Origin of the sequence: Streptomyces rishiriensis (assembly GCF_003112535.1) — a bacterium.
Lineage (GTDB): Bacteria > Actinomycetota > Actinomycetes > Streptomycetales > Streptomycetaceae > Streptomyces > Streptomyces rishiriensis.
The window spans coordinates 162,276-173,617 of the sequence record NZ_BEWA01000011.1; the positions used below are offsets into that span (position 1 = coordinate 162,276).

An 11,342-nucleotide genomic window follows, 5' to 3' on the forward strand; every position below is an offset into this window, starting at 1 on the left:
GCGGGCCCGGTCGAGAGAAAATCCGGCCGCGGGGATGCTAACGACGGAATTTCCGCCGCCGCAAGGGCCTCCGGGTACTTTTTCGACGTGCGCACTATTGAGCAGAATTACGGCCCGTAAAGAGCGGAACATCTGAGGTCTTCAATTTCGTTTCGAGTCCCCGGGAATCACCCGCCGGCGGCGCCCGCCGGCACGGGAGGACGTTACGCATGCCGCAGCGTGTGCTGATCGCCGGTACGTCACCGCTCCTCGCCGGCCGGCTGGCCGCCCGCTGCCTGGCGGCCACGGACTCCGCCGCCGGCGCCGACGTGGTGTTGCTGTCCGCGCCGGGGTCCCGCCCGGGGGCGCCGGCGCCGGACCGGCACGAGCTGGCCGCGTTCGTGGCACGGTGCCGCACCGGTGCGCCGACGCCGTCCGGCCACGGGCCTCGCCCGGGCGGCGCTCCGGCCGGTCCGCCGCACGATGCCCTCGACGAGGGGCGGCTCACGGTGGTGTGCGTCGAGCCGGACGCCGTCGCCCGCGAGCTGAAGGCCTGGACGGCGGACCAGGTGTGGTGCGTGACGCCGGGCTGGGACCCGTCGCCGGCCCGCGGGACGCGCGCGGACTCCGCGCTGGCCGGGACGCTGCTCGCCGCGCTGCCGGGCCTCGGGGCCCGCCGGTACGTGCACGTGGGCCCGGAGACGACGCCGGACGAGGGCCGGGCGCACCGCTCGTACCGGGACCTCGAACGGCTCGCGGTGGAGACGTGCCTGGACGCCGGAGTGTCCTGGCGGGTGCTGCGCACGGCGCCGGCGATGGACGACCGGGCCCCGGTTCTGGGCGAGTGCCCGCCGGGTGCGCACCGGCTCCTGTGGGCGCTGCACTCGGTGCGGACCGAGGTCGAGGACCGCGTGCCGGACTGGTTCGAGCGGCATCCGCTGCGGGTGGCCGGTGTGGCGGGGCTGGGCCTGACCCTGCTGACCGCGGAGCAGGCCGCCGGGGAACTGTGGCGGGCCGGCGCGCCCGGCGAACTGCCCGACGGCTTCGCGACGGTGCCCCGGCCCGCCCCGGTCCCGCTGGCCGACGTGCTCGCCCGGGCCGGGGCGGTGCACGGCATCGACGTACGCCCGGTACCGGACCGCGAGGACTTCGGCGCCGCCGACCGGCTGCTGGACCTGCGGCTGGCCGACGTACGCCGCCAGGCGGTACGTCTGCGGGACGCGGCGCCGGCGCACACTGACTCGCGCCCGGCGAGGGCGGCGGGGGCGGCGGGCTCGGCGGGGCCTGCGAGGCCGACGGGGTCCGACTCCGACGCGGAACGGTCCGCGACGACCGGGATCGACGCTGCCGGGATCGACGCTGCCGGGACCGATGCTGCCGAGGTCGCGTCACCGGCGGCCCCCTCGGTGTCCGCCGGCGCGGCGCCATGCTCCCCGCAACGCTCCGCGACGCCTTCGGCAGCCGCGCCGCAAGGCGGCCCCGCGGCGGACGCCGCCCCGCCCCCGCACTCACCCACCAGCACGAACACGCCCGCCACCGGGACTCCGCGGTCCCCGGCAGGCCCTGCGGCAGTCCCCGCGCACGCGGCGGACGCCGCGCCCGCTCCCCTCTCCGCCGCCGGCCAGTGGGAGCTGTTCGGCGCGGTCCGGGCCCACCAGGCGCTGCCGGAGAGGACCCAGGGCGGGACGGCTCTGCGGCACCGCGTCCTGGAGGTGGCCGGACGACCGCTCGTGCTGTTCGAGGGCGGGGCCGGTGAGGGGCCGCCCCTGCTGGTGCTGAACGCGCTCGGGCAGGGCCCCGGCTTCCTGACGCGCCTGTGCGCGCACCTGGCCCCGTACCACCGCGTCGTCACCTGGCAGGTGCGCGGCACCGAGCGGGAGGATCCGGCCTGGGGGATCCGGCACCAGCTCGACGACATGACCGCGGTGCTGGAGGCCGTCGGCGCCGAGCGCGCCCATGTGCTCGGCTGGTGCACCGGCGCCAAGATCGCCACGGCGTTCCAGCAGCACAGCCCCCTGAGCGTCGCCTCCCTCGTGTTCCTGAACGCCACGTTCCGGCAGAACGGCCGCTGGGACGGCATGGACACCAAGTACGAGTCCGACCTCGCGGCGGTGTGCCGCGCGCTGGACCGCAGGCCCGACAAGGCCGCCCGGATGCTGGATTTGCTGGCGCCGGGCGCGGCGGGCGGCAAGGGCAGCCCCGGAGCCCAGGACGCGGGGGTGCTCGGGGTGCTGAGCGGGGCGCTCGCCGACGAGGTGCGACGGCCCTTCCGGGACGCCGAGGTGCTCGTGCGCTACGCCCGTCAGCTCGTGGACCTCTGGCGGCTCGACTCGGCGGCCCAGGCGCCGCGGGTGGCCGTGCCGGCGCTGTTCGTCTGTTCGGAGTTCGACGGCATCTCCTCCCCCGCCCGGGCCCGCGAGGCGGCCCGGTGCTTCCCGCACGCGCGGTACGCCGAGCTGGCCGTCGCCGGTCACTACGCGCCGCACGACCGCCCCGCACTGGTGGCGGAGCTGATCACGGAGTTCGTCCGCGCACCGGAGGAGGTCGCCGACCTCGTGCGGTACGCGGAGATCACCTGGCACATCGACATGGAAGGGACTGCGCGGTGACCGAGGCCAAGGCCTTCGACCGGGTCGCGGACGACTACGACCGGATGCGGGGCGGAATGGAACGCGGCAGACAGGCCGCGGCACAGCTGGCCGGGGACCTGACTCCGGGCCCGGTGCTGGAGGTGGGCGTCGGCACGGGCGTCGTGGCGGCCGGGCTGGCCGAGCTCGGCCACGAGGTGTACGGCGTCGACATGTCCCTGCCGATGTTGACGCGGGCCGCCGAACGGCTCCCGGGGCGGGTCACCGCCGGGGACGCGCGGGCGCTGCCGTTCGCCGACGGCACGTTCGACAACCTGGTGTTCACGCACGTCCTGCACCTGGTCGGCGACATGCCCCGGGCGCTGCGTGAGGCGGCGCGGGTGCTGCGTCCCGGAGGACGGCTGCTCGCGGTGCACGGGGACCCCGAGGCCGACCCGGACGAACTGGTCGCCGTGCTGGACCGGCTGGCCGTGCTGCAACCGCCGCGCCCCGACACCCCCGAGCGCCTCGACGCGGCCGCGCGGGAGACGGGCCTGGAGCGACTGCGGCACGAGTTCGCCCCGGACTACGAACGGGCGACGACTCCCCGTCAGCTCCTGGAGAGCCTGGAACGCCGTCTCCCGCCCTACCTGTGGAACGTGGACGACGAGACCTGGGCCCGGGTCGTCGAGCCCGCGCTGGCCGCTCTGCGCACCCTGCCCGACCCGGATCGCCCCCGGCTGCAGCAGTGGCGCGTGCACCGCAGCGTGTACGTCAGGATCTGAGCCCCGGAGACCGTGCGGGGGCCGGCACGACGCCGGGGACGGGACGAGGCCGGGGACGGACGACGCCGGGGACGACGGGGCAGGCGCCCGTCGTCCCCGGCTCGCCGCGCTCGGCCCGGTACCGGACCGGCCGGGCCGGGTCAGCGCGGTATCAGCTCGAAGGCGATCGCCGGCCGGCCGCCGAAGCGGGCCCCCATCGCCTGGGCCAGGCCCAGCAGCGGGCCGCGCACGTCGGTGACGGGCGGCTGCATGGCCGCCAGATAGCTCGCGTGGGCTTCGAGGGAGGCCACCGCCCGGTCGATGTGGTCGGTGACGTCCACGGCGTGGGTGGGCCGGGGCGAGTTGGAGACCGCCACGTACCGGACGCCCTGCCAGGGACCCAGGCCGTCCTCGGGGAAGATCCACCGGTTGGCCGCGTCGCCGACCGCGTCGAGCAGGGCGCGGCCGGTGTTGCGGTGGTCCGGCGAGTTCCAGCGCCCCGTCGAGGTGTGGTCGTGGTGGCAGAAGCCGAGAACCAGTTCGGGGCGGTGGCGGCGGATCGCGGCGGCGAACTCGCGGCGCAGCTCGGCGGAGTACTCGATGCGCCCGTCGGGATGGTCGAGGAACTCCACTCCGCTCGCCCCCACGACCGCCGCACTGGCCCGCTGCTCCGCCTCACGGACCTCGGCGGCCTTCTCCGGCGCCATCGAGTCGATGCCGGCCTCGCCCCGGCTGGCCACGAGGTAGGCGACCGACTTCCCGGCCGCGGTCCAGCGTGCCACGGCGCCCGCGGCGCCGAATTCCATGTCGTCGGGATGCGCCACCACGGCGAGGGCGCGGGTCCAGTCCTCGGGCATTTCCTGGAATTCATCGCTCATGGCCCGAAGATAACAGCACCCTTTCTCGTCCCGATAGGCTGGGAATGCATTTGGCCGGTCCTGTCCGGCAGCTATCTGACCGAGCGCGGGACCGGTTATCGGCTCCTTTGGGAAAATACCTCTTGCCGCGGCCGGTGAACGCTCAAAAGTGAGCAGAGCCGACGGTGTCGAGGCGCGAGGATCCGGCTGATCACCGTCGGCAGTCCGGCCACCGGTTCGCCGAGGTCCAGCGAGCGAGAGGACAACGCATGCAGACGCAGTCGACCAGCACCATGACCTGGGATCCCTGGCAGCCGGCCCCCTACGAGGCGACGGAGGGCGCTCCCGTGCTGATGCACGGCCAGGTGGCCAACCACTACCGGGGACAGCTCGAGGGCGAGGGCGTGCAACAGGTCCTCATCGCCCTGTCCCCCGGCGGGGCGAGCGCGTTCACGGCGCTGGAGCGGGTGACGGGCCGGATCGGCGACCGCAGCGGCAGCTTCGTCCTCCAGATCACCGGCACCACCGGCGGCGGCGCGGCCAAGGCCACCCTGGAGGTGCTGGAGGGCTCCGGAACAGGCGGGTTGACCGGTTTGCGGGGCACCGGCACCTACTTCTGCGACAATCCCGGCCCCGACGGCCATGCGACGGTCACGCTGGACCACTCCTTCCAGTAAGTCCCGGCGATCCGCGTGCACACGGACAGGCCAGGGCCTAGGCTCGCGAACGCCGGAGGTGCACAAGGAAGTTGCACGCCGAGACGACCATCGTCCTGAGGAAGGAAACCTTTCATGTCCCCCATTGGGCAGCTGGCAGCGGTCACTCTCGACGCACCGGACCCGAAGGCGCTGGCCGAGTTCTACAGCGCCGTGACCGGCTGGGAGACGCTCTACTCGAGCGAGGACTTCGCCTACATCGGCACCCCGGACGGGGCCAGCCGCATCGGTTTCCAGCGGGCCGAGAGCCTGAAGCAGCCCTCCTGGCCCGGTGACGACAAGCAGATGCACCTCGACTTCAGTGTCAGTGATCTGGGCGAAGCCGTGGAGCGGCTGACCTCCCTGGGAGCGACCCGGCCGGAGCACCAGCCGGGCGGCGAGAAGTGGGTCGTCCTGATCGACCCGGCCGGTCACCCGTTCTGCGTGACCACCATGGCCTGACACCGGCTCCGCCGGGCACGGCGCGAGGAGGCCGCGGCACTCGTCACGAGTGCCGCGGCCTCCTCGCGCCGGTCTCAGTCGCCCCAGTACTGCGGCGTCAGGCAGCCGTCGTGGCCACTGCCCTCCAGCATCAGGCTGTCCCAGCGCCCGCCGCCCTGCTCCTTGGACACCCAGTCCTGCATGTACGTGGCGCGCGGCGCCCTGGGGTCGGTGCGGGCGTCGATGCCCATCAGCTTGTACATCGTGCCCAGCGATTTCATGTGGATGAGGAAGTGCATCCGCTCCATGGTCCCGAACAGTTCCTCGAACACCAGCGCCGTGGCGTCGCCGCCCGAGTTGAGGTTGGTGTTCTCGGCGACCGTACGGGCGAACAGGCGTGCCTCGGCCCGGTACTTGTAGCTGAAGTCGACCACCCGGTGCATGATCACACCGGCCGTGGCCGTGTTGAGCAGCTGGTCGGCGGGGACGGAGGTCTGGTGCCTCGCGGGCAGCACCTCGAACCAGGGCTCGTCCCGGTCGGCGGCGAGCGGGCTCATCGACGGGTCCTGTGCCATGGTCTGGGTGGCCGTGCCGAACATGCCCCAGCGGTGCGGGAACATCATCGTCTCCCGCACCGTGCCGGGTACGAACGCGGCCTGCCACTGCTCCGCCTGGCGGTCGGAGACATGGCCGCCGAGCACGCCGTCCCGGAAGTCGCGGGCGCCCCCCATGTGCAGCAGCCGTTCGTAGTCCTCCAGGGACCGGAAGTGGATCAGCCAGTGCAGGCGGTCCTTGACGCCGAAGGTCTCCTCGTAGACGAACACGGTCGCGAGGCCCGGATGCTTGGCGTTGACGAACTCCGCGGCCTCGCGGGCCATGCGGCGCGCGCTGTCGCCCTGGCCGGCGGCGATCTGCGCGACCCGCTCCACGACGACGCCGGCGTTCGCGGAGTGCAGGATCCGGTCCGCGGGCTGCGTGGTCTGGTGCCGGGCGGGCGGGACACTGGGCGTGCCGCTGTCCACGGTCATGTTGGCTCTCCTCGCATGTGTCATGGGTGGTGAGGGATGTCGCCCGGGCCGGGCCGGACGTAGGCGGCCAGGCGCTCGCCGAGGACCCGCGCCGCGCCGGTCATCAGCAGATCGGCGATGCGTTCGACGTGCCGCTCCGGCCAGGGCTCCAGGGCGGTGCCGCGGACGCAGCGGTTGAAGGCGCCCGCCGCGGGCCCGCAGTGCACCTGGTAGTTGGCGCGCTCGGTGGGATCGCCGTCCTGTGCGGCCCGGTTGGTGCGGGCGAAGTACGACTTGAACAGGAGCGCCATCCGGTGCCGGGGATCCCGCTCGGCCCGCTCGATCTCATGGACGCGGCCGGTGTCCCGGTAGTGGTCGCACGTCTGCTTCCACACCTGGTCGAGCGGGGCGCGCAGACAGTCGCGTTCCAGCCAGGTGCAGGTGGCCTCGTCGAGGTCGTCCAGTCCGCCGTGGGCGCGGTAGAGCTGGTACAGCTTGTTGGCGCGGGCCGCGAAGAGGGTGCCCTTGCGGACCACCTGGACCCGGGAGCCCAGTTCGAACAGGTCGCCGGCGGGCGCGTACGCGGTGTCCTGGACGTCCAGGGCGGCCAGCAGGTCCTTCACAGCGTCCGAGGTGCCCGCCTGCGGTGAGCACTGGTTGACGGAGCCGGTGACGACGAAGTCGGCGCCGAGGACGAAGGCCGCCGCGACCGCCTCGGGGGTGCCCAGCCCTCCGCAGGCCCCGACCCGCAGCCGGCGGGCGTAGCCGTGCCGTGCCGTCAACTGCTCCGCCAGCGCGGCCGTCGTCGGCACGAGGGCGAGGCTGACACCGCCGTCCGTGTGGCCGGCCGAGTCGCCCTCCACGCAGATGTCCTGCGCCACCGGCAGCCCGCGTGCCGCGTCGGCCTCCTGCGCGGTCAGCGCGCCCTCGGCGACCAGGCGCCGCAGCAGTTCCCCGGCGGGCGGCGCCATGAAGTGCGCGGCCACCTCGGGACGTGAGCACTTCGCGACCAGGGTGCGTACGGCGATGGGGGCGCCGTCGGGGGTGCGGTGGGCGCCGGTGAACCGGTAGCGGACGATCGCCGGGGTGACGGTGGTGAAGGCGGCGGCCTCCACGTGCCGGACGTCGTGGCGCAGCAGCAGGTCGGTCAGGGCGTCCTCGGCGCCGGGACGGGTGAGGTCGTGCAGCAGGTTCACTCCGTAGCGGCCGTCGAGGCCGGGGGTGCGGGCGAGTTCGGCGAGCGCCTTCTCGACGGCGCCGAGGTCCAGTCCGCCGGCGCCGAAGTAGCCGCGCAGGCCCGCCCGCCCGAGCCGGGCGACCAGTTCGACGGAGGACACCCCCCGGAACATGCTGCCCGCGAGGTAGGCGTAGCGCACCCCGTGGTCCTCCCGGAACTCCGCGCTGCCGAGCCGGGCGGCGGCCGGGTCACGGACGGGTTCCGGCTCGGGGGCGGCGGGGGCGGCGGGGGCGTCCCGTCGTACAGCCACCGCCACGGGCACAGGCACAGGCACAGGCGTTGGTTCCGGTTCCCGTTTCAGTTGCGGCTGCGGCTGCGGCTGCGGCTGCGGCTGCGGCTGCGGCACGGTTTCCGGCTCGGCCAGCACCGAATCCCACATGGGCCGCAGTGTGGGGCGTGGGCCGAACTCGCGGGCCTCGGTCACACCCCGCCGGACCAGTTCGCGCAGGGTCTCGTGCCAGCGCACCGGGGCCGCGATCTGCCGGGCGAGCAGGTCCGCCACACCGTCGGCGGGGTAGGGCCGGCCGGTCACGTTGGCGATCACAGGGATGCGCGGCGGCCGGAAGCCGACGGTGTCGAGGAACGCGGCGAAACGTTCCTGGGCAGGGCGCATGTGCCGGGAGTGGAAGGCGCCGCTGGTGGCCAGCGGGACACAGCGGACACCCTGGGTCGCCCGTACCGCGGCGCGTACCGCCCGCACGGACTCGGCTGGCCCCGACACCACCACCTGGGTGGCGGTGTTGAGGTTGGCGAGGTCGACGTCGGCGGCCCCGCAGCGGTCGAGCAGGGCGCGGACGGCGTCGGGCGTGAGGCCGACGACGGCCAGCATGGCGCCGCCGTCCGCCTCCCCCATCAGCTCCCCGCGCCGCCGCACGATCCGCAGACCGGTCTCGAAGTCGAAGCAGCCCGCGGCGAGCAGCGCGTTGTACTCGCCGAGGCTGTGTCCCGCCAGGACGTCGGGGGCGGGGCCCTCCGCCAGCGCCTCCGCGCACGCGAGCGCGTTGACGACGTACAGCGCGGGCTGGGTCCACCGGGTGCGGTTCAGCCGGCCGTCGGGGTCGTCCAGGCACAGCGCGCGCACGGACTCGCCGAGGATGCGGTCGGCTGCCGTCACGTACTCGGGGAAGCGGTCGAAGAGCGCCTCCCCCATCCCGGCGCGCTGCGCCCCCTGTCCGGCGAAGAGCCAGGCCTTCACGCGCCCGGGTGGAGCTGGTGCGGCAGCAGCAGGGTGTCCTCGATGGTGCCGGGCACGAAGGAGCGGCCCCAGTTGCCGCCGCCCTTGCCGCCGGCGATGAACTGCCGCTCGGCGAGCGCCCCGAAGTCGGCGTCGGTGCGCTCGAGTCGGAGCAGTTCCTGGTAGGCGTCGAAGTCCTTGAGGTGGACGAGCCAGTGCAGCCGGTCCATCACGCCGAACGTCTCCTCGTAGAGGTAGGAGGTGGCGCGGCCGGGCAGCTTGCGGTTGACCTCGTTCTGCCAGGCGAAGGCGTACAGCCGGGCCTCCTTGCGGAACTCGTGCGAGGCCTGGCCGGTGCGGTGCAGGGTGAGGAGCGCGTTCGCGGAGTGCAGCAGTTCGGCGTCGGACTGCCTGGTCTGCAACCGGGCCGGGTCGACCCAGAGATCGCCGCTGTCGTGCTCGTCCTCCTCGTGCACGAGCCCGTGCTGCGGGACGAGGATGCGTTCGCGCACGGAGCCCTCGACGACGGCACGGCCCCACACACCGGCGCTCGCGTCCTCGACCGTGCGGTCGCTCTCCAGCAGGTCGATCATCTTCTCGTCGTGGTCGACCATGTGCAGGCTGATGGCGTAGTCGTTCGGGGTCTTCCAATGGATCAGCCAGTGCACCCGGTCCTGCTTGCCGAACGCCTCCTCGTAGAAGTAGAAGGAGGCCCCGTTGAGGTCGGACTGGTTCATGTAGGCGATCACGTCGGCGAAGAGCTTGCGGCCCTCGACCCGGTGCTCGTACTTCAGCTGGGCGCTGCGGGCGATGGTGAAGCCCGAGTTGCCGGAGTGCAGCAGCTTGTCGGCGGGCACGGGGCTCTGGGCCGACGCCGGGCTGAGACCGGCCGCGCTCCGGGCTGTCCGCTGTTCCATGGAATGGCCGTCCTTCCGATGCGCAGAATGCGTGGCTCGTGCCGGGCCTGGAAGGCCGGCGCGAGCCACGCTAGGCGGACCGGGGTGCGGGGGCTGCACAACTTTGAGCAGGCGGGGGCGGTCCCGCCGGCCCGGGGTCAGCCGGCCGCGGGCGCCTCCTGCACCGGCTGCTCGGCGGCCGGCTCGGCCTTGCGGGGCATCTCCTTGAGGAACAGGGACACCACGAGGGCGATGCCCACCAGCAGGACGCACACCAGGAACATGTCGCCCATGGCGTGCGCGTACCCGTCCAGGGCGTCCCCGCGCGCCGGTTCGGGCAGCCGGTGCAGGGCCTCGACGCCCTGGCCGGCGGCGCGTGCCGCGTCCTGGCCGACGTCGGTCAGCCGGTCGGTCACCCGGCTGGTGAGGACGGTGCCGAGGACCGCGACCCCGACGGCGGACCCCATCCGCTGGAAGAAGTTCGCGGCGCTGGTGGCCGCGCCGACGTCCTGCGGGGGCACGGAGTTCTGCACGGCGGTGATGACGGGCTGCATCACCAGACCGACGCCTGCGCCGAACAGGAAGGCGTACAGGCCGATCTGCCAGTAGGGGGTGTCGGCGGTGAGCCGGGACAGCAGCAGCATGGTGACGACCAGCAGCGCGGACCCGGAGACGGGGAACACCTTGTAGCGGCCGTTCTTGCTGATCAGCTGTCCCGAGGCGATCGAGGTGAGGGTCAGCCCGAACATCGCGGGGAGCATGGCGAGTCCGGAGCGGGTGGAGGACATGCCCATCACGGTCTGGAAGTACAGCGGCAGGAACACGATGCCGGCGAACATGGCGGCGCCGGAGAGCAGTCCGAACAGGGCGCCGACGCCGAAGACCGGGTTGCGGAACAGGTTCATGGGGATGACCGGTTCGGCCGCCCGGGTCTCCGCCCACACGAACAGGACACCGAGGGCGACGGCGCCCGCGACCAGCAGCAGCGAACCGGGTGCGGCCCAACCGTAGGCGTCCCCGGCCCAGTTGAGGTACAGCAGGGCGCACACGACGGCGCCGGCGACCAGGGCGGCGCCGGCGAAGTCGATGGTGTGGCGGCGCTGAGGGCTGCGGATGCGCAGGCCGACGGCGGTCGCCACCAGGGCCAGCGCGCCGACCGGCACGTTGATCAGGAAGATCCAGCGCCAGCCCGGACCGTCCGTGAACCAGCCGCCGACCAGCGGTCCGACCACGCTCGACAGTCCGAACACGGCCCCGAACATGCCTTGGTAGCGGCCCCTGCGCTCCGGCGGCACCACGTCGGCGATCACGGCGAGCGCCAGCACGAACAGTCCGCCCGCGCCGAGCCCCTGGATCCCGCGGAAGACGATGAGCTGCCAGATGCTCTGCGCGACGCCGCACAGCACGGACCCCAGGACGAAGACGCCGATGGCGCACTGCACCACGGTCCGGCGGCCGTAGAGGTCGGACACCTTGCCCCAGAGCGGGGTGACCGCCATGGAGGTGACCAGGTAGATCGTCACCACCCAGGGCAGGCGTTCCAGGCCGCCCAGTTCGCCGACGATGCTGGGCAGGGCGACGCTGACGACGGTCTGGTCCAGTGCCGACAGCAGCATTCCCGCCATCACACCGACGATGGCCAGCGCGGCCTGACGAGGGGTGGGCAGGGCCGGTGCCGCGTCCGCGGGCCGGGAGGCCGCCTCTGCGGAGTTGTCCATGACGGGT

At 73.4% G+C, this 11,342-nt stretch carries 9 protein-coding genes; 4 read left to right on the forward strand and 5 right to left on the reverse strand.

All coding sequences use genetic code 11. The annotated features are described in order from the left end of the window. The first annotated feature begins 209 nt into the window (after positions 1 to 209). Both Sri02f_RS19200 and Sri02f_RS19205 read left to right on the forward strand, forming a co-directional pair. On the forward strand, positions 210 to 2,588 hold the full coding sequence (locus Sri02f_RS19200; RefSeq protein ID WP_109002545.1) for an alpha/beta fold hydrolase: 2,379 nt from the start codon (positions 210 to 212) through the stop codon (positions 2,586 to 2,588). Next, entirely contained in the window at positions 2,585 to 3,331 is a 747-nt protein-coding gene (locus tag Sri02f_RS19205; RefSeq protein ID WP_109002546.1) for a class I SAM-dependent methyltransferase, read from the forward strand. Before Sri02f_RS19200 ends, Sri02f_RS19205 begins: the two co-directional genes overlap by 4 nt. A gap of 140 nt (positions 3,332 to 3,471) precedes the next feature. Here Sri02f_RS19205 and Sri02f_RS19210 read toward each other — a convergent pair whose 3' ends face one another. Further along, complete coding sequence (locus Sri02f_RS19210; RefSeq protein WP_109002547.1) at positions 3,472 to 4,188, reverse strand: PIG-L deacetylase family protein; 717 nt, start codon at positions 4,186 to 4,188, stop codon at positions 3,472 to 3,474. Between the two features lie 248 nt (positions 4,189 to 4,436). On the opposite strand from Sri02f_RS19210, the gene Sri02f_RS19215 reads away from it, so the two are divergent. Together Sri02f_RS19215 and Sri02f_RS19220 are read left to right on the forward strand one after the other, a co-directional pair. After that, a complete protein-coding gene (locus Sri02f_RS19215; RefSeq protein ID WP_109002548.1) occupies positions 4,437 to 4,844 on the forward strand; it encodes a DUF3224 domain-containing protein in 408 nt (135 codons plus the stop codon). A 114-nt stretch (positions 4,845 to 4,958) separates the two neighbouring features. After that, on the forward strand, positions 4,959 to 5,324 hold the full coding sequence (locus Sri02f_RS19220; protein ID WP_109002549.1) for a VOC family protein: 366 nt from the start codon (positions 4,959 to 4,961) through the stop codon (positions 5,322 to 5,324). 74 nt (positions 5,325 to 5,398) lie between these two features. Here Sri02f_RS19220 and Sri02f_RS19225 read toward each other — a convergent pair whose 3' ends face one another. The 4 genes from Sri02f_RS19225 to Sri02f_RS19240 all read right to left on the reverse strand — a co-directional run bounded on the left by Sri02f_RS19225 (position 5,399) and on the right by Sri02f_RS19240 (position 11,335). Next, complete coding sequence (locus Sri02f_RS19225) at positions 5,399 to 6,331, reverse strand: DUF6039 family protein (RefSeq protein ID WP_109002550.1); 933 nt, start codon at positions 6,329 to 6,331, stop codon at positions 5,399 to 5,401. 20 nt (positions 6,332 to 6,351) lie between these two features. Then, a complete protein-coding gene (fabD, locus tag Sri02f_RS19230) occupies positions 6,352 to 8,742 on the reverse strand; it encodes an ACP S-malonyltransferase (RefSeq protein ID WP_109002551.1) in 2,391 nt (796 codons plus the stop codon). Continuing rightward, a complete protein-coding gene (locus tag Sri02f_RS19235; protein WP_109002552.1) occupies positions 8,739 to 9,638 on the reverse strand; it encodes a DUF6039 family protein in 900 nt (299 codons plus the stop codon). Before Sri02f_RS19235 ends, fabD begins: the two co-directional genes overlap by 4 nt. A 137-nt stretch (positions 9,639 to 9,775) precedes the next feature. Further along, positions 9,776 to 11,335, reverse strand: coding sequence for an MDR family MFS transporter (locus Sri02f_RS19240; protein WP_245970687.1), 1,560 nt, complete (start codon positions 11,333 to 11,335; stop codon positions 9,776 to 9,778). Positions 11,336 to 11,342 lie beyond the last annotated feature (7 nt).

Coding starts and splice junctions, on each gene's coding strand:
- Sri02f_RS19200 (WP_109002545.1), top strand. CDS start 210: ATGCCGCAGCGTGTGCTGATCGCCGGTACGTCACCGCTCCTCGCCGGC.
- Sri02f_RS19210 (WP_109002547.1), bottom strand. CDS start 4,188: ATGAGCGATGAATTCCAGGAAATGCCCGAGGACTGGACCCGCGCCCTC.
- Sri02f_RS19215 (WP_109002548.1), top strand. CDS start 4,437: ATGCAGACGCAGTCGACCAGCACCATGACCTGGGATCCCTGGCAGCCG.
- Sri02f_RS19220 (WP_109002549.1), top strand. CDS start 4,959: ATGTCCCCCATTGGGCAGCTGGCAGCGGTCACTCTCGACGCACCGGAC.
- Sri02f_RS19225 (WP_109002550.1), bottom strand. CDS start 6,331: ATGACCGTGGACAGCGGCACGCCCAGTGTCCCGCCCGCCCGGCACCAG.
- Sri02f_RS19235 (WP_109002552.1), bottom strand. CDS start 9,638: ATGGAACAGCGGACAGCCCGGAGCGCGGCCGGTCTCAGCCCGGCGTCG.
- Sri02f_RS19240 (WP_245970687.1), bottom strand. CDS start 11,335: ATGGACAACTCCGCAGAGGCGGCCTCCCGGCCCGCGGACGCGGCACCG.